The sequence below is a fragment of the Kitasatospora sp. NPDC001603 genome (genome assembly GCF_040298365.1).
Taxonomy (GTDB): Bacteria; Actinomycetota; Actinomycetes; order Streptomycetales; family Streptomycetaceae; genus Kitasatospora.
The window spans coordinates 1-24,242 of record NZ_JBEPAA010000022.1 but is presented as its reverse complement, the minus strand read 5'-3'; the positions used below and the strand labels follow the sequence as shown (position 1 = coordinate 24,242).

Below are 24,242 nucleotides of genomic sequence, written 5' to 3'. Positions count from 1 at the left end.
GCCGTCAGTTCGGTGCGTCGGCGGCCCCTCCCCGCCGCCACCGCTGGGCGCACGGCCGCGCCTCGGGGCCGGAGCGGCCCCGGGCCGGGTCGCAGCGGCGGGCACGGTCGCGATCACGGTCACAGTCGCGGTCGCGGTCGCGGTCGCCCGGGCGTTCGACCGGGTTGCGGCCGGGGAGCCCGCCGGGACGCTGCCCCTCGCGCCCCCGGCCTCCCTCGCCACCGCGTCCGTGCTCGCGTTCGCCTTCGAGGACCGCCCGGAGCCGGGCCAGCGCCCGGCGCCGGGTGACCGCCAGCGTGGAGCGGTGCAGGCCGAGCAGCGCGGCGGCCTCGTCGACGCTGTACCCGTCGAGGTCGACCAGCTGCACCACCCGGGCCTGCTTGGCGGTCAGCCGGCCCAGCAGCCGGAGCACCTCCCAGCGCGCCAGCAGCTCCCCCAGCCCGCCGCCGAGCGGATCGGCGCAGGCCCGCTCGTCGGCCGCCCACTCGGGCGGCGGCACCCGGCGGCGTTCGCGCCGCCACTGGTCCCGGACGAGGTTCGCCATCGTGGTGAACGCGTAGGCGTAGGGCTGCGGATGGCCGAGGAACCGGTCGGGGCCGCGGGCGATCCGCAGATACGCGTCGTGGACGACGTCGTCGGCGGCGGCCCGGCTGCCGGTGAGCCCGACGGCCGCGCGGTGGAGCCGGGGCAGCAGATCCGTGAACACCCGGTTGAACTCGGCCGTGTCGGAGGCGGGTCCGGGATCCGGCTCCCGCCCGCCCCGGCACCCACCACTGGACTCCATGCCGCCCCCTCGGACATCGGCACCCCGGAGGCACGGTTGACGGCCCGGCCGACAACCAGCCTGTGACACAGGTCACATCATAGATTGTCGTCTCACGCTCCGCAGTCATTCGTGTGCAGTGCGTCATCGTCCGGGCGCAGTCGGGGACTTCCGGCTCCCGACGCCCGGCCGGGGCAGGCACCACGAGCGAGGAGAGAGCACCCATGTCAGGTTGTATCGCCAGGAACATCGCCAAGTTCGGGATGGTGGCCGCGGCCGCCCTCGGCGCGGTCGGCGCCACCACCCTGCCGACCACCGCCGCGCCGGCCGCCGGCGACCAGTCCATCTCCGCCGGTCCGGGCGCGTCCGCCGAGGCCGTCACCGCCTCCTACCGCTGCACCATCACCGCCGACTACGGCTGGCGCTGGGAGGGCAACTGCCGGGTCTACTCGGGCGAGCTGCGCACCATCACCTACTGCGCCAACGGCACTTCCACCACCGGGCTCTGGATCGGCGCCCGGACGCAGCCGTGGGCGGTCTGGGGCAACTGCTCGGGCTCCAGCTGGACCAGGATCGTGTTCCAGACCCGCGGCTGACCCGTTCCGCACACCGGCGCGGGGGCGCCACCCGTCCGGGGGTGGCGCCCCCGAACCCTTCCGGCCGGCCCGTCGCGCCCGGCGGGCCGGCGGCCGGGACGGCGTCAGGCCGCGCGGTCGTGCCGCCCCGGCCCGGGGCGCGCGGGCGCCGCCGGGAACTCCTCGATGGTCAGCTCACCCGCCTCCCGGTGGACGGCGCGGTCCGGGGCCGGTGGCGCGAGCGCGGCGAAGGCGGCGGCGAGGAAGAGGAAGGACCCGGTCCCGACGGCGAGCGGAAGGACGAACTCCATCGGGCCGGTCCCGTCGAGCCCGGCCCGGGCGGGCACGGCGGCCGTCCGCGCGCAGTGCAGACAGCTGACGGCGAGCCCCATCACCAGGGAGGCGGCCGTCTCGGCCGCCGCACTGCGGAGGGTGACGACAGCCCAGAGCGAGCCGGTGGCCGCCCCGACCGCGACCAGCACCGAGAGCGCCACCGTGCCCGGGTCGAAGCGCAGGCCGCCGCGGGTCCGCAGGGCCGCCAGGTCGAGGTAGTGCACCGCGGCGATCCCGAGGCCGGTGATCACGCCGCCGGCCAGGAGCGCGGGGCCGCGGCGGCGCCCGTACCCGACGGCGCACACCCCCGGACCGGTGACCAGGACGGCCACCGGCAGGCCGAGCACCGCCGCCGGAACGCCGTGGCACGCTTCGGCGCCGTCGGGGGTGAAGCCGGACATCGCGACGACGTCCATCGTCCAGATGCCGGAGCCGATCGCCGCCGCCGCGGTGAGCAGCCGGTTCCGCCGGGCGGCGCCGGTCGCCGCGAGGCCGCGCAGGGTGCGGCGCAGGCCGAGCGCCGCGACGGCGCAGGCCACCACGCACGACAGCGCGGGCGTCACCCAGCCGGAGCCGAGATGGCTCGTCGTGCCCATGGGACCTCCGGTCGAGCGGTCGGGGCCCGGGGCGGTCCCCGCCGCGCCCCGGGCTCCCTGGACCGGGCGGACTCCGCACGGCCGGCGGGCGGGTGACCGGTCCGGAAGGGCCGATCACCCGTCATATGCCGTCCGCACGTGCGCTTCCGGTCCGGGGTGCGTGGGACGCTATCGGGACCTCGAAAGAAGTCACCCGAAGATATGGAAAGCTACCCGCACCCTGGGGAGGCTGTGCTCGAATGAGCCGGTCCTGTGCCGCCCCGACCGGCGGTCGGCCGACGAGCCCTCCTACTCGTACTCGGTGCCGCCCTTGCGGGTCAGATAGGCGTCGCCGACCACCTTGGCGATCGCCCGGCCGCCCACCACCGGGCTGTACCGCTCGGCCACCGGACGGACCACCACGCCCTCGCGCACGTGCAGTTCGCGCCCGGAGACCGTCTCGCGCCCCTGGGCCAGCGCCAGCACGGTGTCCGGGTCGAACGGGCCGCGCCACAGCTCGGGCACCACCGGCAGCTCACCGCCGAGCAGTTCGGCCGCCGACAGCCAGCGCAGCTGCCCGTCCACCACCGCCGAGACGTCGAACGCCGCGTAGCCGGGCAGCTCGGTGCGGCCGGACTCGCCGTACGTGAGGTCCTGCACACCGGCGCCGAACACCTCGCCGAAGATGCCCACCCGCTCGGCGCCGAGCCGCTCCGCCAGCCGGGCGGCCACCGCCGGTATGCCGTGCGCCCGGACGGCCCGCCAGTAGAGGTTACGCCCGTCCTCGGCCAGCGCCAGCCCCTGGGCGCCGATGCCCTTCGAGGCCACCTGCACCTCTCCCCCGGCGGCGTGGTAGGTGACGAGGCAGCAACTGCCGTGCAGCTTCTCGGTCAGCACGACCGGCTCGCCGGGCTCGAAGATCCCGGGGAAGCGCTTGAGGTTCTCGATGTCCACCCACGGCAGCAGGTCCGGCGCGCGGACCACCTCGCCGTTCATCGCCGTGGGGATCGGCGGCCGCCACTTCACCACGCCCAGCCGTTCGGCGAAGTCCTCGCCGCGCTCGGCGGCGGCCGCCAGATCGGTGCCGGCCAGCGCACCGGGCCGGCAGACGATGCCCTGCGACAGTTCGCCGCGCAGCCGGACGGCCTTCACCCGGTCGGCGCCGCTCCCGGCCAGCCGCCCGGTCAGGCCCAGCTCCTCGATCAGCGGCGCGGGCAGCACGGCCTGCTCGGGGATGTAGACGGCGTAGTCGCCGGTCCGGTACGCGCCCTTGGCCACCACCGCCCGGTAGAGCCCGACCTGTGCCAGCTCCAGGGCGTCGGCGTTCGGGTGCGCCAGGACGGTCAGCCGTTCGGCGGTGACACGCAGTGTGGACACGGGTGGGCTCCTCCCCTTGGCCCGGCCGGTCGGCCGGTGGTCCGTGCGGGCGCGGGTGCGTACGGGCGGACCGCTGCCCGGCCGGGTTGGCCGGGCGCGCTCACGCCCGGTGAGCACTCTCGCTCCTCACGCTGCTCGCGCGCGACGGGTTTTCCCGGCCGGCGCGGGGATCCCCCGCTCGACGCCCGCCCGCCGCAGGGGGCCGGACGGCGGGCTCGGCAGGGGCGCGCAGCGGCGTCTGCCCCCGCGCCGAGGGGCCGGCCGACCGCCCGGTTTGAGCCTTCCCACAGCCGGGGCACGAATTCCGGCGGCACCTACCTGTGCAATGAGACAGGCACTTTCCGCTCGCATTTGCGGCACTATGATCGGCGTAATGGCCGCACCTGCGGCAGCATCCCCGCGCCCCTGCCGGCGCGCCCAGGAGGGGAATACCGATGAGCATCCGTGTCGTGCGCTCCCGCAGACTCGCCGTCGCCGCCGCAGCGGCCCTCGCCCTCAGCCTCGGGGCCACCGCCTGCGGCAGCGACGGCGGCGACAAGGCCTCCGGCGGCTCGTCCACCGCGGCCCCGGCCGCCGGGGCGTCCGCCCCGGCGTCGACCGGCGCCGCCAAGGTGTCCGGCCCGATCACCGTCTTCGCCGCGGCCTCACTGAAGGAGACCTTCACCGACCTCGGCAGGACGTTCGAGGCGGCCAACCCGGGCGCCAAGGTCACCTTCAACTTCGGCGGCAGCTCCAGCCTCGCCACCAGCATCAACTCCGGTGCCCCGGCGGACGTGTTCGCCGCCGCCAGCCCCGCGACCATGAAGACGGTCACCGACGCGGGCGGCGCCACCGGTGAGCCGAGGACCTTCGTCAGGAACACGCTCACCATCGCCGTGCCGAAGGGCAACCCCAAGCACGTCGCCGGGTTGAACGACCTCACCGCCCCCGGGGTCAAGGTCGCCCTCTGCGCGAAGGAGGTGCCCTGCGGCGCCGCCGCCCTGACCGCGCTCAAGGCCGCCGACGTCAACCTGACCCCGGTCACCCTGGAGCAGGACGTCAAGGGCGCGCTCACCAAGGTCGAGCTGGGCGAGGTCGACGCCTCGCTGGTCTACCGGACCGATGTGAAGGCCGATGCTGCGAAGATCGACGGCGTGGACTTCCCCCAGGCCGCCAAGGCCGTGAACGACTACCCGATCGCCGCCCTCGCCAAGGCGCCGAACAAGGACGGCGCCGCCGCCTTCGTCGCCTACGTCCAGTCGCCCGAGGCCCAGCAGGTGCTCACCGCGGCGGGCTTCCAGGCACCATGAGCCGCCGCACCACCGCCGGCTCCGGCGTCCGCGCCGCCTCCGGCGCCGAGCCCCCGCGAGCGGGCACGGCGCACCGGCGGCGGCGCGGGCGGCGCGTCCCGGTCGCGCTGCTGCTCCCGGCCCTGCTCGGGCTGGCGTTCCTGACCCTGCCGCTGGTCGGCCTGCTGGTCCGGGCCCCCTGGAGCACGCTGCCGGAACAGCTCACCAGTACCGAGGTGTGGGACGCGCTGCGGCTCTCGCTGTTCTGCGCGACGGCGGCCACCGGGGTGTCGCTGGTCCTCGGGGTGCCGCTGGCCTGGGTGCTGGCGCGGACCGAACTGCCCGGCCGCCGGCTGGTCCGGGCGCTGGTCACGCTGCCGCTGGTGCTGCCGCCGGTGGTCGGCGGGGTGGCGCTGCTGCTGGTGCTCGGGCGGCGCGGCATCGTCGGCTCCTGGCTGGACTCCGCCTTCGGGATCACCCTGCCGTTCACCACCACCGGTGTGGTGATCGCCGAGGCGTTCGTCGCGATGCCCTTCCTGGTGATCAGCGTCGAGGGCGCGCTGCGGGCCGCCGACCCACGCTACGAGGAGGCGGCCGCCACCCTGGGCGCCTCCCGGCTGACCGCCTTCCGCCGGGTCACCCTGCCGCTGATCGCCCCCGGCATCGGGGCCGGCGCGGTGCTGGCCTGGGCCCGGGCGCTCGGCGAGTTCGGCGCGACGATCACCTTCGCCGGCAACTTCCCGGGCCGGACGCAGACCATGCCGCTCGCCGTCTACCTGGCCATGGAGTCGGATCCGGAGGCGGCGATCGCGCTCTCGCTCGTCCTGCTGGTGGTCTCCATCGCCGTCCTGGCGGGCCTGCGCGACCGCTGGCTGTCCACCCCGTGACCGGCGCCCCGGCCGGCGGCCGCGCCGAGCCCTCCGCCGACGCCCTGCCCACCCGCGCCCTGCCCGCCACCGCCGTGGGCGCCCCGCCGCCCCGCACCTCCCCCGGGACACTGCCACGATGACCGCCGCGAAGCACGCCCTCGACGCCCGGCTGCGGGTGGACCGCGCCGCCTTCAGCCTCGACCTCGCGCTCACCGCCGCCCCCGGCGAGGTGGTCGCCCTGCTCGGGCCGAACGGCGCCGGCAAGTCCACCGCGCTGCGGGCCCTCGCCGGGCTGCTCCCGCTCACCGCGGGCCATCTGCGGCTGGACGGCCGGGTGCTGGAGGACCCGGCCGAGCGGCTGCACACCCCCGCCGAGGAACGGCCGGTCGGCGTGGTGTTCCAGGACTACCTGCTCTTCCCGCACCTCAGCGCACTCGACAACGTGGCGTTCGGCCCGCGCTGCCAGGGCCGGCCCAAGCGCGAGGCCCGGGCCGAGGCGGCCGGCTGGCTGGAGCGGATGGGCCTGGCCGAGCACGCGGGCACCCGCCCCGGCCGGCTCTCCGGCGGCCAGGCCCAGCGGGTCGCGCTCGCCCGGGCGCTGGCCGTCCGGCCCCGGCTGCTGCTGCTCGACGAGCCGCTGGCCGCCCTGGACGCCCGCACCCGGCTCGACGTCCGCTCGCAACTGCGGCGCCACCTGGCCGAGTTCGAGGCAGTGGCGGTGCTGGTGACGCACGATCCGCTGGACGCCATGGTGCTGGCCGACCGGCTGGTGGTGATCGAGGAGGGCCACGAGGTGCAGTCCGGGAGCCCCGCCGAGATCGCCCGGCGGCCGCGCACCGACTACATCGCCCGCCTGGTCGGTCTCAACCTGTACCAGGGCCTCGCGGACGGCCGCCGGGTCACGCTGGCCGACGGCACCGAGCTGGCCACCTCCGAGGAGCTGACCGGCCCGGCCTTCGTGGCCTTCCCGCCGGCCGCCGTGACGCTGCACCGGGAGCGGCCGCACGGCAGTGCGCGCAACGTCTGGAAGCTGGAGATCGCGGGGCTGGACCTGCACGGCGACCAGGTCCGCGCCGACCTGGCCGGCGCCCTCCCGATGGCGGCCGACCTCACCCCCGCCGCCGCGGCCGAACTCGACCTGGCGACCGGCACGTCCGTCTGGGCCTCGGTCAAGGCCGTCCAGACCCACGCCTACCCGGCCTGAGCGGGCCGCCGCCCGGAGCCGCCCGGCCGGCGCCCGGCTACTCCGAGGGCTCCACGAACCCGGACTCGTACGCGGCGATCACCGCCTGGGTGCGGTCCCGCGCCCCGAGCTTCGCCAGCACGCTGCTGACGTGCGTCTTCACCGTCTGCACGCCGAGGAAGAGCTGCTCGGCGATCTCACCGTTGGTCAGCCCCCGGGCCACCAGGCGCAGCACCTCGGCCTCGCGCTCGGTCAGCGCGGCGCGGGCCATCGTGTCCCGGGCCGCCCGGTTGCCCTGGCCGGCGGCCAGGCGGCGGATCGCGGTCGGGAAGAGCAGCGACTCACCCGCCGCGACCAGCCGGACGGCGTGGGCGATCTCCGCCGGGCGGGAGCGCTTCAGCAGGAAGCCGTCGGCCCCGGCGCGCAGGGCCTGGTAGACGTAGTCGTCGTTCTCGAAGGTGGTGACGACCAGGATCTTCGGCGGCTGCCCGCCGGAGCCGTCCGGCCCGCCGGGCGGCGCGGACCCGACGAGCGCGCGGGTCGCCGCGAGACCGTCCAGCCGGGGCATCCGGACGTCCATCAGCACCACCTGCGGGCGCAGTTCGCGCGCCATCGCGACCGCCTCGGCGCCGTCGGCGGCCTCGCCGACCACCCGCAGGTCGCCCTGCGCCTCCAGGACGGCCCGCAGCCCGGCCCGGACCAGCTCCTCGTCGTCGGCCAGCAGAATGTCGATCATCACGCGCCCAAGCGTAGGGGCATCCGCACGGCCAGCACCCACTGTCCGGCCTCCGGCCCCGCCGCGGCCTCGCCGCCGAGCAGGGTGGCCCGTTCGCGGATGCCGCGAAGTCCCTTGCCGCCCCGGCGTGGTGTCGCGCGGACGGCGGACGACGCCAGCGCGTTGGTGCAGCGCAGCTCCAACTGCCCCTCCCGCACCGCGATCCGGACGGTGATCGGCTCACCCGGCGCGTACTTGAGGGCGTTGGTGACGCCCTCCTGGACGATCCGGTAGCCCTCCCGGGAGAGCACCCCGGGCAGTTTCGCCGCCGGTACGCCGATCCACGCCTCGACCGGGCTGCCGGCCGAACGCGCGGTGTCGAAGAGGGCGGGCAGCTGCCCGATGCCGGGCCGCTCGGTGGCCGGGCCGTCGGCGCCGTCCGCGCCCTCGAAGGCCCCGCCCGTACCGGCGGGGTCGCGGGTCTCGCGGAGCAGGACGAGCGTGCGTTCCAGGTCCTCCATCGCCTGCCGGCCGGTCTCCTCGATGACTTCGAGCGCCTTGGCGACGAACGCCGGGTCGCCCACCTCCCGCGCCGCGCCCGCCTGGATGACCGTCACCGTCAGCGCGTGGCCGATGGAGTCGTGCAGCTCCCGGGCCAGCCGGTTGCGCTCCAGCAGGCGTTCGGCCCGCAGCTCGGCGGCGGCCAGCCGCTCGGCCGGGGACGGCCCCAGCAACCGCACGGCCATGGCGAGTTGGAGACGGCCCGCCCAGACCACCAGCCAGCCGAGGGCGAACATCAGCACCGGTGCCAGCAGCGGGTACCAGGTGAACCCCTCGCGCGCCGGGAGCCGGAGGCCGAAGAGGTCCGGCTCCGGCCGGACGAGCAGCCCGACGGCGGCGGCCGGCACCAGGACGGACGGGAAGCCGACGGCCGTCCCGAGGGCCACCCGCCCGATCAGCCAGGCCGCCGTACGGCGCCGGTCGGCGAAGCCGCGGGCCGGCTCGGCCGCGATGTCCTGCTCCCGCGCGGGCATCAGCAGCAACCGGGCCTGGACACCCTCCGCCCGGCGCATCGCGGGTACCAGGGCGGCCGCCACGAGCAGCGCGACGTCCAGCGGGACGGCCAGCGCGAGCAGCCCGCCGAGGCTGCGTCCCTCCGTCCCCGGGAAGACCAGCAGGACGACGCCGGCGAAGACCAGACCGATCAGCAGATGGAGCCACCTCGCGTAGGTGGCGGCGCTCAGCAGCGGCGCGAGGATCCTGGGCATCCGGCCATCCTGCCAGGCCAGGGGCACGGGCGGCCTCCCTCCCGGGAGGGAGGCCGGTCCCCTCCCCGGCGGGATCCGCCGCAGCCTCCGCTCCGGTCGAATAGGGCCATCGACAGAGAGGGAGGGCAGCCGTGATCCAGGTTCAGGGCCTCACCAAGGAGTACGACGGCACACGCGTGGTCGACGGCCTCGACTTCGAGGTCCGGCCCGGTGTGGTGACGGGCTTCCTCGGGCCGAACGGCGCGGGCAAGACCACCACCATGCGACTGGTCCTCGGCCTGGACCGGCCGACCGCCGGCCGCGCGCTGGTCGGCGGCCGCCCCTACGCCGAACTGGCCGACCCGCTGCGGCAGGTCGGCGCGCTGCTGGACGCCCACGCCCTGCACGGCGGCCGCACCGCCCGCGGCCACCTGCGCTGGCTGGCCGCCGCGGGCGGCCTGCCGGAGCGCCGGGTGGCCGAGGTGCTCGGCCAGGTCGGTCTCGCCGACGCGGCCGGGCGCCGGATCCGCAGCTTCTCGCTCGGCATGCGCCAGCGCCTCGGCGTGGCCGCCGCGCTCCTCGGCGATCCGCCGGTGCTGATGCTCGACGAGCCGGTCAACGGCCTCGACCCGGAGGGCATCCGGTGGATCCGCACCCTGCTGCGCGAACTCGCCGCCGAGGGACGGTCGGTGCTGGTCTCCTCGCACCTGATGACCGAGATGGCGCTCACCGCCGACCACCTGGTGGTGATCGGCCGGGGCCGGCTGCTGGCGGACGCCGCCACCTCCGACTTCCTCGACCGCCACGGCCGCACCCGGGTCCGGGTCCGCGCGGTGGACCCGGTGAAGCTGGCCGCCCTGCTGGCCGGCTCCGGCCTGGCCGCCGAGGCGGTGGACGGCGGCGCCTGGGAGGTCACCGGCGCCGAGCCGGAGCGGATCGCCGCACTGGCGGCGGCCAACGGCGTGGTGCTGTACGAGATCGCCGTCCAACAGGACTCGCTGGAGGAGGCCTTCATGCGGATGACCGCCGACAGCGTCGAGTACCGGGCGGTGGCGGCATGAGCGCCACCGGCACGCCCGTCCGCACCGGCTCCCCCGTCCGCACCGGCACGGCGCCGGCCCCGGGGTCCGCCCCGACGGGCTTCGGGCAGGTCCTGCGGTCCGAGTGGATCAAGCTCGTCACCCTGCGCTCGCTCTGGCTGACCCCGCTCCTGGCGGTCCTGCTGACGGCCGGGCTCGGCACCGCCACCGCCGCGGCGCTCGGCGACGAGGACGCCAGCCTGATCGACGACCCCGGCATCGGGATCCACTACGGCCTCAACTTCGGCCAGGCCGCCCTGACCTGCTTCGGCGTCCTGCTGATCGGGCAGGAGTTCAACACCCGCATGATCGGCGTCTCGCTCACCGCCGTCCCCCGGCGCGGGCGGCTCTACGCCGGGAAGCTCACCCTGGGCGCGCTGGTGGCCCTCGTCGTCGGCCTGCTCGGGACGGCCGGCTCCTTCGCCGGCTACGCCGCCTACGCCGCCGGTGCCTGGGACGGCCCCGGCCTGCTCCGCAGCGCCACCGCCGGGGTGCTGTACCCGGTGCTGCTGGTGGTGACCTGCGTCGGCCTGACCGCCGTGCTGCGCAACCTCACTGCCGCGATGGGCCTGCTGGTGCCGACGGTCTTCCTGCTCTCCCCGCTGCTGGCCGGCGTGCCGGGGGTCCGCCGCGTGGTGCAGTTCCTGCCCGACCGGGCCGGCCAGTACGCGCTGCACTACGCCGACGATCCGCAGGTCGTCTACGGGCACTGGACCGGTCTGCTGATCATGGCCCTCTGGGCGGCCGCGGCCGCGTACGGCGGCCTGCGCGCGCTGCGCCGGGCCGACGCCTGACCGCCACTCCCCACCACCGGACCTGCCGGAAAGGACGCCCCCGCGATGACCACCGCCGCCGTACTCCGCTCGGAGCGGCTCAAGTTCACCACCCTCCGCTCGCAGTGGAGCACTCCGCTCGTCGCCCTCGCGCTGACCGTCGGCATCACCGCCGCCGTCAACGCCGCGTACGGGCAGGTGGACCACACCCCCGGCGAGGACCCGTCCATCGGGATCTACTACGGCCTGCAGTTCGGCCATGTCGCGGTGGCCTGCGTGGGCGTCCTGCTGATCGGGCAGGAGTTCAACACCCGCATGATCGCCGCCTCGCTCACCGCCGTCCCCCGGCGCGGGCGGCTCTACGGCGCGAAGCTGGCCCTCGGCGCCGGGCTCGGGCTGCTGCTCGGGCTGGTCTCCACGGCCGGCTCGTTCCTGGCCACCGCCGCGACCGTGGGGGTGGACCTCACCGTCCCCGGTACCGGGCGCAGCTTCCTCGCCGGGGTGCTCTACCACCCGCTGCTGATCGTGCTCTGCCTCGGGCTGACCGCCGTCCTGCGCAACCTCAGCGCCGCGCTCGGCCTGCTCACCCCGATGCTCTTCCTCGGCACCACCGTGCTGACGGCGATCCCCGGGGTGCGCGAGGCGGCGCAGTTCCTGCCCGACCGGGCCGGCTTCCACGCGATGCGCACCCAGGCGGACCCGACGGTGCACTACGGCCACTGGACCGGTCTGCTGATCATGGCCCTCTGGGCGGCCGCGGCGGCCTGCGCCGGTCTGCGCTCGGTGGGCCGGTACGCGGTCCGCGCCGGGTGACCGGTGGGCGGTCGCCCGGCCCGCCCACCGGCCCCGGTCAGCCTCGCCGCAGCGCCGGGTGCTCCGCGACCACCGTGCAGCTCCCCGGGGCGATCTCGGTGAACCCCGCGTCCTGGACCAGCGGCAGACCGCTCGCCACCAGCTCCGCCCAGGCCTGCGGGGTGGCCGTCCGGACCGCCAGCGCGAAGCCGGACTCCGCCCACTCCTTGCGCTGCGCGTCGTCCAGCCGCCACCAGGCGAGCTGGGCGGCGTGGCCGGTCTGGGCCATCGTCTTGCCGGCGCTCATCTCCAGCTCCGGGTTGAGCCAGAGCACCGGCAGGCCCGCCCCGGGCTCGGCGACCGGACCGCTCTCCTCCAGATCGGTGCCGGAGACCTGGAGCTTGGCGAGCTCCTTGGGCCAGCCGTCGAGCGGGACCGGCGGGAACACCCGCACCTCCGCCTCCCGGCCGGCCACCGTGATGCCCGGCAGCTCGCCCGCCCGGCGCCACTCGCCGCCCCGGGCGCGCCGGACGACCTTGCGGATCCGGGCGTCCTCCCAGGCCTCGACCCGCTCGGCCCACTCGCCGTCCGGCGCGGTGACCCGGGGGTCGGAGAGCAGGGTGAGCACGGCCCGCGCCGAGGTCTCCAGCGCGTCGGTCCGCCCGGGCGGGGTGGCCCGCTCCAGCCGGACGACCAGCGGCAGCACGTACTGCGGCCGGGCGTCGCGGTCCTCGGGAGCAGGGGCGGGGACGGGGGCGTCGAACGGAGAAGTCACCCGTCCAGCATGCCAGCCCGCACGCGGCGGTGATCACGCCAGGTCGGCCGGGACGCACCGCCGGGCCCGGGGCTCCCGCCGGGGGCCGGCGGGCGGGTCAGCGCAGGCGCTGCCGCAACTCCTCGACGGCGGTCCGGATACCCGCGCTGTACGCGTCCTGCGGCAGCGCGTCGAGGCTCCGCACGGCGCGCTCCAGCTGCTCGCGCGCCGCCTCGGGCTCGCCGAGCTTGAGGTGGTCGGAGGCCAGGTTGAGGTGCAGGGCCGGGTAGAACGCCCGGACCTGGAGGGCGGCCGCGTAGGTCTGCGCGCGCTCGGCGGTCAGCGAGTCGGCGGCGGCCAGGGCCCGGCGGTCCCACTCCAGCTCGGCGTGCGGATCGTCCTGCAGATCGGCCAGGTAGTGGGCGAGGACGCAGCGGTGGAAGACGTCGCCGCGTTCGCCGAGCTCGTGCCAGAGCCGCTCGAAGCTCTCCCGGGCCTGCGCCCGCCGCCCGCGCTGGGCGGCCTCGACGCCCTCCAGGCCCAGCGTGAGCCGCTCCAGCACGCGGTCGTCGGCACCGGCGGCGTCGTGGGCACCGGCATCGGAGGCTCCGGCGGCGGCTCCGAAGGCGCGGGCGCCGGAGACGGCGGTACCCAGGGCGGCGGCCGCACCGGCGTCGGCGAGGCCCGCGCCGGCGGCGGGCCCGTCAGGACTGTCGGACAAATCGGACATGCCCGCAGCCTAACCGGCCGCCGCGCACCCCGCCCCACCCGGCCGGGCCGCCCCGACCCGCGCCGTCAGCGCCGGTAGCCGCGCTGCGGATCCCGCTCCTCGGCGTCCTCGTACACCAGGAACCAGCCCTCCGGGTGGGTCGCCGCGAGCAGCAGTTCGGTGCGCTGCTCGGTGCTCAGCTCCGGATCGCCGTCGTCCGGCCCGAAGACGCCGAAGAGCTCGTCGTGGCAGCCGTCCCAGTCGTAGTCGTAGAGGTCGGCCGGCAGGTCGCCCATCATGTCGGCGACCGACTCCGGCTGCGCGCCGAGCAGCGAGCGGGCGTCCACCAGGGCCATCCGCAGCGCGATCTCCTCGGCCAGGTTCCGCGGCAGCGGCCACTCACCGAGCGCGAGGTCGTCGGCGAGGTCGTCGAAGGCGCGGGCCATCGCCCGGCGCCAGTTCCGGTGCTGGCGCCAGGTGCGCTGCGGCAGCCGGGCGAAGACCGTCCAGTCCGTCTCGTCGCCGTCGCCGACCGGCTCGTCCTCGTGCTCCTCCAGGTCGTCGTACGCGGCGTCGGCCAGGCCCAGCAGTTGGGCGTGGAGGAGGCAGGCCGTGCGCGGGGTCAGCGTCCAGTCGCCGGCCCCGCCGCCGCCGTCCTCGTCCTCGCCGCCGTCCAGCGGGAACAACTCGGCGAAGTCCGGCGCGAAGTCCTCGGTCACGCTGATCTCCAGCGTGCCGCCGATCGCCTCGACACCGGCGATCGCGGCCACCAGCCGGTCCGGGTGCAGCAACGCGCCGAGCGCCGCGTTGGCGTCCTCGGACACCTCGCGCAGCAGCTCACGGCGCTGACCCGCCGGGTCGACGCCCGCGAAGTCCAGCTCCTCGACGGCCGCGATCGCGGCCGCCCGCAACGCCGGCCAGTCGGTGATCCGCAGGCCCAGCACCACCGTCGCCTCGATCTCCTGCGCGCCCGAGTCCTCCGCCGCGCCCGGCCCCTGTGGATGATCGCTTCGCTCGCCCATGGGGCTACGGTACGGCCTTTCCGCCGACCGATCACCGGTCCGTCCGGCATCTCGGCGCCTTCTCCGCCGGTTCCCGGCCATGCCTCTGCCCACCGGCGGTACGCAGCACGCAGGATGGCCCCATGGCTAACATCGACGAATTCGGCGGCGGGCAGCGCCCGGACGCCCAGGTCCTGGTCGTGACCACCAACGACATCCCCGGCTTCCGGGTCGACCACGTCATCGGCGAGGTCTTCGGCCTGACGGTCCGCAGCCGGCACATCGGCAGCCAGATCGGCGCCTCCCTGAAGTCACTGGTCGGCGGCGAGCTGCGGGGTCTGACGAAGACCCTGGTGGAGAGCCGCAACGAGGCGATGGAGCGCCTGGTCGAGCAGACCAAGGCACGCGGCGGCAACGCGGTCCTGATGTTCCGGTTCGACGTGACGGAGGCGCTGGACGCGGGGACCGAGGTCTGCGCCTACGGCACCGCCGTGGTGATCTCCCCGCTCACCTGAGCCGGCCGCCCGAGCCCCTGGCCGCACCCACCGCCGGGTCCCGGCGCGAGGGTCCTCCCCCGCGCCGGGAACACTCCCCGCCCGCGGGATGTTTCACCGGCGTGACTGTTTACGGTGCAACCAACCTGGGGGCGGTCGAGCCCGGGGCCGCCCCGCTCGCCGCCGGCGCCGCCCCGGGGGCCGACCGGACCAGCCGACGGGTGGACGCCCTGGTGGTCGGGGCCGGGCAGGCCGGTCTGTCCGCCGCCTACCACCTGCGCCGCCGCGGCTTCGCCCCCTACCGGGAGGACGCCGACGGCGGCTTCGTCGTCCTCGACGCCGGCTCCGCCCCCGGCGGCGCCTGGGCGCACCGCGCGCCCTCGCTGCGGATGGCCACCGTGCACGGCTTCCACGACCTGCCCGACTTCGAACTGCCCGAGCCCGACCCGGACGCGCCCGCGCGCGAGGTGGTCCCGGGGTACTTCACGGCGTACGAGGCGAAGCACGCGCTCCCGGTGGTGCGCCCCGTCCACGTCCGGGCGGTGCGCTCCGAGTCCGACCGGCCGGACGCCCGCCTGCTGGTCGGGACGGACGCCGGTACCTGGTCCACCCGGGCGCTGATCAACGCCACCGGCACCTGGACCCGCCCCTTCGTGCCGCACTACCCCGGCCACTTCGCCGGGCGGCAGCTGCACTACGCCGAGTACCGGGGGCCGGCGGAGTTCGCCGGAAAGCGCGTCCTGGTGGTCGGCGGCGGAGCCTCGGCGGTCCAGGTGCTGTCCGAGGTCGCGGCCGTCGGCGAGACGGTCTGGGTCACCCGCACCCCGCCCGTCTTCCACGAGGGCCCGTTCACCCCCGAGTACGGCCGCGCGGTGGTCGCCAAGGTCGAGGAGCGGGTCCGCCAGGGGCTGCCGGTGCGCAGCGTGGTGAGCGTGACCGGGCTCGGCCCGTCCGTCGCCTACCGCCGGGCCGAGGAGCTCGGCGCCCTGCACCGCCGGCCGATGTTCGACCGCCTCACCGAGCACGGCGTCGCCTGGGGCGAGCGGGAGCTGGCGGTCGACGCGATCGTCTGGGCCACCGGGTTCCGCCCCGAGGTCGGCCACCTCGCCCCGCTCGGCCTGCGCTCCCCCGGCGGCGGGATCGCCCTCACCGGCACCCGGGCCACCGTCGACCCGCGCGTCCACCTGGTCGGCTACGGCCCGTCCGCCAGCACCGTCGGTGCCAACCGGGCGGGCCGGGCCGCCGTCCACGACATCATCGCGCTGCTCGGACCGCCGGCCGGGGCGGCCGCGGTGCCCGCTCAGCGGTCGTAGTCGACCGTCACCCGGTCGGTGAGCGGGCGGGCCTGGCAGGTCAGCACGTAGCCGGCGGCCAGCTCCTTCTCCTCCAGCGCGAAGTTGCGGCGCATCTCCACCTCGCCCTCGGTGACCAGGGCGCGGCACGTACCGCAGACCCCGCCCTTGCAGGCGAACGGCAGGTCGGGGCGGGAGCGCTGGGCGCCGTCCAGGACGGACCGGTCGCGCGGCAGCGTGAGCGTGCTGCCGCGCCCGTCGAGGACGACGGTCACCTCGCTGTGCGCGACGCCGTCCGCCGGACCGGACGGCTCGGTCCGCTCGGCGGCCGGCTCGTCCTCGGCGTGGAACAGCTCCTGGTGCACCCGCGCGCTCGGCACGCCCAGCCCGGCCAGCAGCTCCTTGGCGCCGGTGACCATCCCGAACGGCCCGCAGAGCCACCAGTGACCGACCGCCGGCACGTCCACCAGTGCGCTCAGCAGCGCCTCGACCCGCTCCGGGTCCAGCCGCCCGCTGAGCAGCTCGGCGTCCCGGGTCTCCCGGGAGAGCACGTGCACCAGCTGGAACCGGCCGAGGTAGCGGTCCTTCAGGTCGGCCAGCTCGTCGGCGAACATCACGGTGTCGCTGCGCCGGTTGCCGTAGAGCAGCGTGACGGTGGAGGTGCGGTCGGCGGCCAGGACGGAGGCGGCGATGGAGAGCATCGGGGTGATGCCGGAGCCGGCCGCCAGCAGCACGTGGTCGGCGGGCTCGCCGAGCGTCGGGGTGAAGAGCCCGGACGGCGTCAGCACCTCGACCTCCTCGCCCGCCCGCGCCTCCCGCACCAGCCGGCGGGAGAACAGCCCGCCGGGCACCTCGCGGACGGCGATCCGCAGCGGGCCGCCGACGGGGGCGCAGATCGAGTACGAGCGGCGCTCGTCGGTGCCGTCCACCACCTGGCGCAGCGTCAGCGTCTGTCCGGGGCGGAACGCGAACTCCTCGGCGAGCGCCTCCGGCACCTCGAAGGTCACCGCGACGGCGTCGTCGCAGAGCCGCTCCACCTCGGCGATGCGCAGGTGGTGGAAGGCCGGACGCCGGGCGGCCGGGGCGGGGCCGGGGGCCGGGGCGGGGCTGGCGGCCATTCAGATCTCCTTGACGCGTTCGAAGGGCTCGCGGCAGTCGCGGCAGCGCCACAGCGCCTTGCAGGCGGTCGAGCCGAAGCGGGACAGCTCCTCGGTGTCGGTGCCGCCGCAGAGCGGGCAGGCCACCACACGGCGGGTCGGGCCGAGGGCCAGCAGGCCGGGGGACGACCGGTGCGCCGACGTCCGGTCGGGCGGCGCGATGCCCGCCTCGGCGAGCTTGCGGCGGCCCTCCTCGGTGATCAGGTCCGTCGACCACGGCGGGTCCAGCCGCAGCCGCACCCGGACGTCCGGGTACCCCGCCGCGTGCAGGCGGCGGTCCACATCGGCCGCCATCTCGGCGACGGCCGGGCACCCGGAGTAGGTCGGGGTCAGCCAGGCGGTCACCGTCGGACCGCCCTCCTCCACCTCGGCCAGCACCCCGAGGTCGGCCAGGGTGAGCATGGGCAGCTCCGGATCCGGGACGCTCGCCGCGACCTCCCAGGCCCGGCCGCGCGTGGTCGTCACCATGTCGCCCCCGGGTGCGCGCGGGCCACCACCTGGAACTCGGCCAGCAGCGGACCGAGCGCCTCGGTGTGCACGCCGTCCCGCCCCGCCCGGCCGCCGACCGTGGCCAGCCCCGGCACCTCGGGCACGGTCAGCCCGGCCTCGGCGAGGACGGCGGCCAGCGAGCGCAGCACCGGCTCGCGCAGGCCGGCCGGGTCCACGCCGACCCGCAGCTCCACCGGATGCGCCGTGAACAGCTCCTCCACCAGCGGCCAGACCGCGTCCAGACCGGCCTGCATCCGCAGCGCCGAGTACGGCGTCCCGTCGCCGAGCCGCAGCGTCCAGGCGGTGGCGTACTCGCGGTGGTAGGCCAGCTCCTTGACGCCCCGGGCGGCGACCGCCGCCAGCACGGGGTCGCGGTGCGTAGCCAGCGCCTCGTACAGCGCGCCGCGCGCGGTCGCGAAGACCAGCAGCCGGGCGACCGAGAACGCGAAGTCCCCGTTCTCCGCCTCGACCAGCCGGACGTTGCGGAAGTCGTGCTCCTCGCGCCAGTACGCCAGGTCGTCCTCGGTGCGGCCGGAGCCGTCCGCCTGGCCGGCCCGGGTGAGCAGCTGGCGGGCCTGGCCGAGCAGATCGAGGCCCAGGTTGGCGAGCGCGACCTCCTCCTCCAGCTCCGGCGCCCGGGTGCACCACTCGGTGAGCCGCTGGGCGAGGACGAGGGCGTCGTCGCCCAGCATCAGGCAGTACGCGGCGAGGTCGGCGCCGTCCAGGCCGGGCGGCACGGCGGTGTCCACCCCGAGCAGCGGGTCGGCGAAGCCCGTCCCGTACGCCCAGCGGCCTTCGCCCTCGGGCTCGTCGGACGCCTCGGAGAGGCTCAGGTAGACGTGGTCGTCTGTCATGGTCGTGCTGCTCCCCGTCAGATGTGCGGGACATCCTCGGGGATGTCGTAGAAGGTCGGGTGGCGGTACACCTTGTCGCCGCTGGGGGCGAAGAAGGGGTCGCGCTCGTCCGGGGTCGAGGCGGTGATCGCGGCGGAGGGGACCACCCAGAGGCTGACGCCCTCGTTGCGCCGGGTGTAGAGGTCACGGGCGGCGAGCAGCGCCATCCGGTCGTCGGCCGCGTGCAGCGAGCCGACGTGGACGTGGTTCAGTCCGCGCCGGGGGCGCACGAACACCTCGTAGAGCGGCCAGCCGGCCTTGGACTCGGTCACTTTCCGTTCTCCTCGCTCTGCGCGCTCGGCGCTTCGGGTCCGGCCGTCGGGGCCGGGGAGGTGGCGGCCGGGGCGGCCGGGCGGCTCTCCGCCCGGCGCTTGCGCGCGTAGGCGGTGGCCGCCTCGCGGACCCAGGCGCCGTCCTCGTGGGCCGCGCGGCGGCGGTCCACCCGCTGGGCGTTGCACGGGCCCTGGCCCTGGATGACCCTGGTCAGCTCGGACCAGTCCGGCTCGCCGAAGTCCCAGCAGCCCCGGTCCTCGTTCCAGCGCAGCGCCGGGTCCGGCAGGGTGACCCCGAGGTGGTCCGCCTGCGGGACGGTCATGTCGACGAAGCGCTGCCGCAGCTCGTCGTTGGTGTGGCGCTTGATCCGCCAGCCCATCGAGCGGGCGGTGTTCGGCGACTCCGCGTCGGAGGGACCGAACATCATCAGGGACGGCCACCACCAGCGGTCCACCGCGTCCTGGACCATCCGCCGCTGGGCGTCGGTGCCGCGCATCAGCGTCATCAGCAGTTCGTAGCCCTGGCGCTGGTGGAAGGACTCCTCCTTGCAGATCCGGACCATCGCCCGAGCGTACGGGCCGTAGCTGCAGCGGCAGAGCGGTACCTGGTTGCAGATCGCGGCGCCGTCGACCAGCCAGCCGATCACACCGACGTCGGCGAAGGTGAGGGTCGGGTAGTTGAAGATCGAGGAGTACTTCTGGCGGCCGGAGATCAGCTTCTCGGTCAGCTCCGCCCGGTCCACGCCGAGGGTCTCGGCGGCGGCGTAGAGGTAGAGGCCGTGGCCGGCCTCGTCCTGGGCCTTGGCGAGCAGGATCGCCTTGCGGCGCAGCGACGGGGCGCGGGTGAGCCAGTTGCCCTCGGGCTGCATGCCGATGATCTCGGAGTGGGCGTGCTGGGCGATCTGGCGGATCAGGGTGGCCCGGTAGGCGTCGGGCATCCAGTCCCGGGGTTCGATCCGCTGCTCGGCGGCGACGACCGCCTCGAACCGCTCCTCCTGCGTCTGCGCGGAGGCCGGTTCGGCCACCTCTGTTGTCACCACTCGCCCCTCTCGCGTCCTGTCCCTGCGGTCCGCGCCCGGTGGCCGGTGCCCCGGTGGCCGGTGCCCGGGCGCGATCCGCTCGCGTCCCCCGCACCGGCGCCCCGTGCACCGGCCACCGGCAGCGCGGTGTGCCGGGCTCGGCCGCCGCCCTCACGGCAACCGACTGACCGTTCGGTCGGTACCATTGTGCGCGGTGAGGCGGCGCCCTGACAAGGGAACCGGGCCGCCCGGGGTCCGCCGGGACTCGCTCCCGCGCCGGGGACCGCCCCGGACGGGGGTGCGGGTGGCGGCCACCGTCTCCCCGAGGGCCTCACCGGGGCCCCGCTGTGACCTCGCCGGGCCCCGCTGTGACCTCGCCGGGCCCCGCTGGGCAGCGACCCGTCCGTCGCGGCACGTCACGGCGACCCCGACACGGGAACCGCTCACCGCAACCGGCCCCCACAGCGGTGGGCCCGCCGTCCGGGGTCGGACGACGGGCCCACCCGGCCCGGCCCGCCGCTACCGCGACGGGGGCGCGCTCACCCCTCCGACCGGTCCCGCAGGCGCGGCAGCGGTACGGCGAGGAGCGCCGCCAGCAGCGCGATCCGGGGCGCCAGCTGATCGATCCGGATGTGCTCGTGCCGGGCGTGCGCCCCGGCCCCGACCGCGCCGAAGCCGTCCAGCGTCGGCAGGCCGCGGGAGCCCGGCAGGTTGGTGTCACCGGCACCGCCGGCCGGGCCGCCGTCCAGCTGCTGCCCGAGCACCGCCGCGAGCGACCGGACGTGCCGCAGCAGCGGGTTGGCGGTGCGTTCCGGCCAGGCCGGCCGGCTGGACAGGACCTCCGTCCGCACCCGGGCCCCCGGCCGCAGCGCGGTGAGCCGGGCGAGGCTGTCGAGCGTGCGGCGCTGCGCCTCACCAGTGGAGAAGCGCAGGCCCAGCTCGGCCTCGGCCCGGCCGGCGACCACGTTGGCGCGGGTACCGCCGCTGATCCGCCCGGCGTTGAGCTCGGTACCGGGCCGGCGGGCGAGGTCACGGACCGCGACCAGCTGGTCGACCAGCTCGTCCACCGCGGAGACCCCCTCGCCGGCGTCGTTGCCGGCGTGTGCCTCCCGCCCGGTGACGGTGAGCCGCACCCGGGTGCTGCCCCGGCGGGCGGTCTTGAGCCGGCCGTCCGGGTGCGGCGGTTCGAGCCCCAGGACGGCCGCCGCGCCGCGCAGTTGGCGCTCGACCAGGCGCCTGCCGTCCGGGCTGCCGACCTCCTCGTCCGAGACCACGACCAGCCGGACGGTGCGGTGCGGGCGCTGACCGAGGTCGGCCAGCAGGGCGAACGCGCCCTCCAGGACGGCGAGTCCGCCCTTCATGTCGACGACGCCGGGGCCGCTGAGAGTGCCGTCCTGCTCGGTGACCGGCCAGTCGTTCAGGATCCCGGCCGGCCAGACGGTGTCGTGGTGGCCGACCACGAGGAGGTGCGGCAGGCTCTCGTCCTGGCCGTCCCACTGGAGCACCAGGTGATCACCGGCGGGGCCGGGCTCGCGGTGGGCGGTGGCGCCGGTCGCGCCGAATCCGGCGGCCAACTCCTCGGCGAGGGCGTCGAGTCGGGGCGCGTCGCCACTGGGCGACTCGATACGGGCGAGGTCCGCGCAGCGGCGTCGGACGGCTCCGGCCAGCGTACGGGCGCGGGAGCTGAGGGCCTGGGGCAGTCCGGGAAGGGCGGCGGTCAGCCCGGCGTGGGGATCACCGTCGGCGGCCGCCGGGGCGGGCGGCTCCACGGGCGACGCCTGGGCGGAGGCGGTGGGGCGGGCCGGCGGGGCGGGCTCGGGCCGGGGCGGTGTCGCGGCCGGCGTCGCGGCCGGCGCCGGGGTGGACCGCACCGCCTGCACCGCCTCCGCGATGGCCGCGGCCTTGGGTGTGGTTGTGGTTGGGCCTGGGGCCGTGGCTGCGGCTACGGCTGCGGCTGCGGCTGCGGCTGTGGCCGTGGCCGCGGCTGTGGCGAGAGTCACAGGGGCGACGGTGGCCGAGGGGGGGCCGGCGGCCGCGGTGGTCACGGTCGACGCGGCGGGCGGCCGGACGGTTTGAGGACTCAACGCTCGCCTCCGCGGCCGCCGCCGGTATTCAGCGGCCGGACCGGCCGACCGGACCAGCCCGGGTGCCCGGACCAGCCGGGGCGTGCGGCCCCGGCCCGGCGTACGACCTGCCAGGTCGGCCCGTCTGGCCCGAGTGCGGTGGAACGGCTGGGCGGCATGCTTGGCATTGCGTCCTCCTCGCTCGATCCGGAGGCCCCGGTCGACCCGGAGCCCCCGTGGACGGCGGCTTCGATGCGGCGGGCGCAGCAACGGCACCGCCACGGGGAAGCCGAGATGTGAGCCTAGAAGAACCGTTCGGCTTCCTGCGAGGTGGCCCTGCTCCCAGCGCGCCGGAGGGGCGGGCCCTGCCTCGGGCACCCGTCGGAGAACGGCGGCGGGCGCACGGCGCGCGGGCCTGGATCGGCGCGCGAGCGCGGTCGCCGGATCGCGCCCATCTCCACCATGGACCCGGCGCCCGGGTTCGGCAGCCCAAACGCCCAAGGCGCGGGTTTTCCACGCCGGATGGGTGACCCCGGCTCAGCGCCCGGTACGAGGAAGCGGGCCGTCGGCGCGGCCGTCCGTCGCGACGCGGCGGCGGCGGAGGCACCCGTGGTGCGGCCCGTCGGCCGGGTGGCCGTCGCTGCGGAGGCGACCGGGCGAGAGCACCGGGGCGGCGCGCCCGGGGCGGCCCGGGGCGACCCGGCACCGGCCCAAGTGCGGTGCCCGGGCGCCCGGTTGCCCCCCGTCGGGAGCGACTCGCGGTCCACCGGACGGCGGGGCCGTCCGGCGCGGAGACGGCGCGGCCGCGGCAACACCGGGCCGACCGACGGGCGGTGCGGCCGCCGGAACTCGATGATGGACCGGGGCCGGCCCCGGCTCCGCGACCTACCGCGAGGAGCCTTCGATGACCGTCACCGTGCACGACGCCGAAGCCGGGAACCGCTTCGAGGCCCGGGTCGACGGCACCCCGGCGGGCTTCGCCGAGTACATCCGCAGCGACCGGCTGGTGGTCTACCCGCACACCGTGGTCGAGCCGGCGTTCGGGGGTCAGGGGGTCGGCAGCGCGCTGGCCCGGGCCGCGCTGGACGACGCACGCGAACGGGGCCTGGCGGTACTGGCGACGTGCCCGTTCATCAAGGGCTGGATGCTGCGCCACCCCGAGTACACGGATCTGGCCTACGAGAACCGCAGCCGGGTGAGCGACTGACGAATGACAGGTGACGGCTGACAGATAGCAGGTAACAGGTGACGACGGACGGATGACGGATGACGACTGACAGATGACGGCTGACAAACTTTGAAATCTGTCAGCCAAGTGCCATAGTGGAACCCGGCAGGCCCGCGCCCCGCGCGGCCGCCGGCCCCTCCACCCCCTCACTCCGCCGGAGCACCCCGTGACCACGACCTCCCGGATCCCGCAGCGCCCGCTCGGCGCCACCGGCCCCACCACCTCCGCCCTCGGCCTCGGCTGCATGGGCATGTCCGACCTCTACGGCCCGGCCGACGAGGCCGAGAGCATCGCGACCGTGCACGCCGCACTCGACGCGGGCATCACCCTGCTCGACACCGGCGACTTCTACGGCATGGGCCACAACGAACTGCTGATCCACGACGCACTGCGCGGCCGGGACCGCGCGAGCGTGCAGATCAGCGTGAAGTTCGGCGCCCAGCGCGCCCCGGACGGCCAGTGGCTCGGCTACGACGCGAGCCCGGCCGCCACCAAGACCGCCCTCGCCTACACGCTGCGCCGGCTGCGGACCGACTACGTCGACGTCTACCGCCCGGCCCGGCTGGACCCGAGCGTTCCGATCGAGGAGACCGTCGGCGCGATCGCCGACCTCGTCAAGGCCGGTCACGTCCGCCACATCGGCCTCTCCGAGGTCGGCGCCGACTCGCTGCGCCGGGCCGCCGCCGTGCACCCGATCAGCGACCTGCAGATCGAGTACTCACTGCTCTCGCGGTCCATCGAGGCCGAGATCCTGCCCACCGCCCGCGCGCTGGGCATCGGCGTCACCGCGTACGGCGTGCTCTCGCGCGGGCTGCTCAGCGGGCACTGGGACAACGAGCGCGCGCTGGCCGGCTCGGACTTCCGCGGCCACAGCCCCCGCTTCCAGGGCGACAACCTGGCCCACAACCTCGACCTGGTCGAGGCGCTGCGCGCGGTCGCCGAGCAGCGGGGCGCGAGCGTCGCCCAGGTCGCGATCGCCTGGGTCGCCGCGCGCGGCGAGGACATCGTGCCGCTGGTCGGCGCCCGCCGTCGCGACCGGCTCGCCGAGGCCCTCGGTGCGCTGGACGTCGCCCTCACCCCAGTCGACCTCGCCGCCATCGAGGCCGCCGTCCCCGCCGGGTCCGCCGCCGGGGACAGGTACGCTGCCGCTCAGATGGCCCACCTCGACAGCGAGCACTGACCGGCACCACGGCGGTCGCCGGTTCGCGGCCGGGGCGGGGCCCCGCCCCCGCCCCCCCCCCCAGCCCCCCCCCCCACCCCCCCCCCCCCCCCCCCCCCCCCCCCCCCCAAGACAGAAACACCCCCAGAAACAGGCACCCCAC

Annotated in this window: 25 protein-coding genes; 11 read left to right on the top strand and 14 right to left on the bottom strand. The window is 76.1% G+C overall.

The window, feature by feature from the left end; all coding sequences use genetic code 11:
- Window positions 1-4 precede the first annotated feature (4 nt).
- Entirely contained in the window at window positions 5-784 is a 780-nt protein-coding gene (locus ABT263_RS16315) for an RNA polymerase sigma factor (RefSeq protein ID WP_352291096.1), read from the bottom strand.
- Between the two features lie 203 nt (window positions 785-987).
- Between ABT263_RS16315 and ABT263_RS16310 the strand changes: the two genes are divergently transcribed.
- Window positions 988-1,359 carry a hypothetical protein gene (locus ABT263_RS16310; protein ID WP_352291095.1) on the top strand — a complete coding sequence of 124 codons (372 nt, stop codon included), beginning with the start codon at window positions 988-990 and terminating at the stop codon, window positions 1,357-1,359.
- 104 nt (window positions 1,360-1,463) lie between these two features.
- Here ABT263_RS16310 and ABT263_RS16305 read toward each other — a convergent pair whose 3' ends face one another.
- Window positions 1,464-2,267, bottom strand: coding sequence for an MHYT domain-containing protein (locus ABT263_RS16305; RefSeq protein WP_352291094.1), 804 nt, complete (start codon window positions 2,265-2,267; stop codon window positions 1,464-1,466).
- Window positions 2,268-2,555: 288 nt separating this feature from the next.
- Window positions 2,556-3,623: an RNA ligase (ATP) gene (locus ABT263_RS16300; protein ID WP_329490510.1), complete on the bottom strand. Its 1,068-nt coding sequence runs from the start codon at window positions 3,621-3,623 to the stop codon at window positions 2,556-2,558.
- 434 nt (window positions 3,624-4,057) lie between these two features.
- Here ABT263_RS16300 and modA point away from each other — a divergent pair, with 434 nt between their 5' ends.
- The 3 genes from modA to ABT263_RS16285 all read left to right on the top strand — a co-directional run bounded on the left by modA (window position 4,058) and on the right by ABT263_RS16285 (window position 6,964).
- Window positions 4,058-4,912: a molybdate ABC transporter substrate-binding protein gene (modA, locus tag ABT263_RS16295; protein ID WP_352291093.1), complete on the top strand. Its 855-nt coding sequence runs from the start codon at window positions 4,058-4,060 to the stop codon at window positions 4,910-4,912.
- Complete coding sequence (locus ABT263_RS16290) at window positions 4,909-5,778, top strand: ABC transporter permease (RefSeq protein WP_352291092.1); 870 nt, start codon at window positions 4,909-4,911, stop codon at window positions 5,776-5,778. The genes modA and ABT263_RS16290 overlap by 4 nt, the downstream gene beginning before the upstream one ends.
- 118 nt (window positions 5,779-5,896) lie before the next feature.
- Complete coding sequence (locus ABT263_RS16285) at window positions 5,897-6,964, top strand: ABC transporter ATP-binding protein (protein ID WP_352291091.1); 1,068 nt, start codon at window positions 5,897-5,899, stop codon at window positions 6,962-6,964.
- 37 nt (window positions 6,965-7,001) lie between these two features.
- Here ABT263_RS16285 and ABT263_RS16280 read toward each other — a convergent pair whose 3' ends face one another.
- Complete coding sequence (locus ABT263_RS16280; RefSeq protein ID WP_352291090.1) at window positions 7,002-7,682, bottom strand: response regulator transcription factor; 681 nt, start codon at window positions 7,680-7,682, stop codon at window positions 7,002-7,004.
- On the bottom strand, window positions 7,679-8,926 hold the full coding sequence (locus tag ABT263_RS16275) for a sensor histidine kinase (RefSeq protein WP_352291089.1): 1,248 nt from the start codon (window positions 8,924-8,926) through the stop codon (window positions 7,679-7,681). The genes ABT263_RS16280 and ABT263_RS16275 overlap by 4 nt, the downstream gene beginning before the upstream one ends.
- A 131-nt stretch (window positions 8,927-9,057) precedes the next feature.
- Here ABT263_RS16275 and ABT263_RS16270 point away from each other — a divergent pair, with 131 nt between their 5' ends.
- The 3 genes from ABT263_RS16270 to ABT263_RS16260 are packed head-to-tail and all read left to right on the top strand — an operon-like array spanning window position 9,058 to window position 11,570.
- Window positions 9,058-9,966 (top strand): ATP-binding cassette domain-containing protein, encoded by a 909-nt coding sequence (locus ABT263_RS16270; RefSeq protein WP_352291088.1) that lies wholly within the window; start codon window positions 9,058-9,060, stop codon window positions 9,964-9,966.
- Complete coding sequence (locus ABT263_RS16265; protein WP_352291087.1) at window positions 9,963-10,778, top strand: ABC transporter permease; 816 nt, start codon at window positions 9,963-9,965, stop codon at window positions 10,776-10,778. The genes ABT263_RS16270 and ABT263_RS16265 overlap by 4 nt, the downstream gene beginning before the upstream one ends.
- A 45-nt stretch (window positions 10,779-10,823) precedes the next feature.
- On the top strand, window positions 10,824-11,570 hold the full coding sequence (locus ABT263_RS16260; protein WP_352291086.1) for a hypothetical protein: 747 nt from the start codon (window positions 10,824-10,826) through the stop codon (window positions 11,568-11,570).
- A 37-nt stretch (window positions 11,571-11,607) separates the two neighbouring features.
- Here the strand turns inward: ABT263_RS16260 and ABT263_RS16255 are convergent, their stop codons facing one another.
- The 3 genes from ABT263_RS16255 to ABT263_RS16245 all read right to left on the bottom strand — a co-directional run bounded on the left by ABT263_RS16255 (window position 11,608) and on the right by ABT263_RS16245 (window position 14,034).
- On the bottom strand, window positions 11,608-12,324 hold the full coding sequence (locus ABT263_RS16255) for an aminoacyl-tRNA hydrolase (RefSeq protein WP_352291085.1): 717 nt from the start codon (window positions 12,322-12,324) through the stop codon (window positions 11,608-11,610).
- A 97-nt stretch (window positions 12,325-12,421) separates the two neighbouring features.
- Window positions 12,422-13,033: a hypothetical protein gene (locus ABT263_RS16250; RefSeq protein ID WP_352291084.1), complete on the bottom strand. Its 612-nt coding sequence runs from the start codon at window positions 13,031-13,033 to the stop codon at window positions 12,422-12,424.
- Between the two features lie 65 nt (window positions 13,034-13,098).
- Window positions 13,099-14,034: a hypothetical protein gene (locus ABT263_RS16245; protein ID WP_352291083.1), complete on the bottom strand. Its 936-nt coding sequence runs from the start codon at window positions 14,032-14,034 to the stop codon at window positions 13,099-13,101.
- 122 nt (window positions 14,035-14,156) lie between these two features.
- Here ABT263_RS16245 and ABT263_RS16240 point away from each other — a divergent pair, with 122 nt between their 5' ends.
- Both ABT263_RS16240 and ABT263_RS16235 read left to right on the top strand, forming a co-directional pair.
- The gene (locus ABT263_RS16240; RefSeq protein ID WP_329490498.1) at window positions 14,157-14,528 is read left to right on the top strand and encodes a YbjQ family protein; all 372 of its coding nucleotides are present in this window, start codon (window positions 14,157-14,159) and stop codon (window positions 14,526-14,528) included.
- A gap of 200 nt (window positions 14,529-14,728) precedes the next feature.
- A complete protein-coding gene (locus ABT263_RS16235) occupies window positions 14,729-15,820 on the top strand; it encodes an NAD(P)-binding domain-containing protein (RefSeq protein WP_352291154.1) in 1,092 nt (363 codons plus the stop codon).
- On the opposite strand, the gene paaE is transcribed toward ABT263_RS16235, so the two are convergent.
- From paaE to ABT263_RS16205, 6 genes are all read right to left on the bottom strand, one after another.
- Window positions 15,808-16,917, bottom strand: coding sequence for a 1,2-phenylacetyl-CoA epoxidase subunit PaaE (gene paaE / locus ABT263_RS16230; RefSeq protein ID WP_352291082.1), 1,110 nt, complete (start codon window positions 16,915-16,917; stop codon window positions 15,808-15,810). The genes ABT263_RS16235 and paaE overlap by 13 nt on opposite strands.
- Entirely contained in the window at window positions 16,918-17,424 is a 507-nt protein-coding gene (gene paaD / locus ABT263_RS16225; protein ID WP_352291081.1) for a 1,2-phenylacetyl-CoA epoxidase subunit PaaD, read from the bottom strand.
- On the bottom strand, window positions 17,418-18,299 hold the full coding sequence (gene paaC, locus ABT263_RS16220) for a 1,2-phenylacetyl-CoA epoxidase subunit PaaC (protein ID WP_352291080.1): 882 nt from the start codon (window positions 18,297-18,299) through the stop codon (window positions 17,418-17,420). Before paaC ends, paaD begins: the two co-directional genes overlap by 7 nt.
- Before the next feature lie 17 nt (window positions 18,300-18,316).
- Complete coding sequence (gene paaB, locus ABT263_RS16215; protein ID WP_329490494.1) at window positions 18,317-18,610, bottom strand: 1,2-phenylacetyl-CoA epoxidase subunit PaaB; 294 nt, start codon at window positions 18,608-18,610, stop codon at window positions 18,317-18,319.
- Window positions 18,607-19,650, bottom strand: coding sequence for a 1,2-phenylacetyl-CoA epoxidase subunit PaaA (paaA, locus tag ABT263_RS16210; protein ID WP_502885808.1), 1,044 nt, complete (start codon window positions 19,648-19,650; stop codon window positions 18,607-18,609). Before paaA ends, paaB begins: the two co-directional genes overlap by 4 nt.
- Window positions 19,651-20,168: 518 nt before the next feature.
- Window positions 20,169-21,500 (bottom strand): M20/M25/M40 family metallo-hydrolase, encoded by a 1,332-nt coding sequence (locus ABT263_RS16205; protein ID WP_352291078.1) that lies wholly within the window; start codon window positions 21,498-21,500, stop codon window positions 20,169-20,171.
- A gap of 1,096 nt (window positions 21,501-22,596) precedes the next feature.
- Here ABT263_RS16205 and ABT263_RS16200 point away from each other — a divergent pair.
- Window positions 22,597-22,899, top strand: a complete 303-nt coding sequence (locus ABT263_RS16200; RefSeq protein WP_352291077.1) for a GNAT family N-acetyltransferase — start codon at window positions 22,597-22,599, stop codon at window positions 22,897-22,899.
- Between the two features lie 205 nt (window positions 22,900-23,104).
- Window positions 23,105-24,100: an aldo/keto reductase gene (locus ABT263_RS16195; RefSeq protein WP_352291153.1), complete on the top strand. Its 996-nt coding sequence runs from the start codon at window positions 23,105-23,107 to the stop codon at window positions 24,098-24,100.
- Window positions 24,101-24,242: the final 142 nt, after the last annotated feature.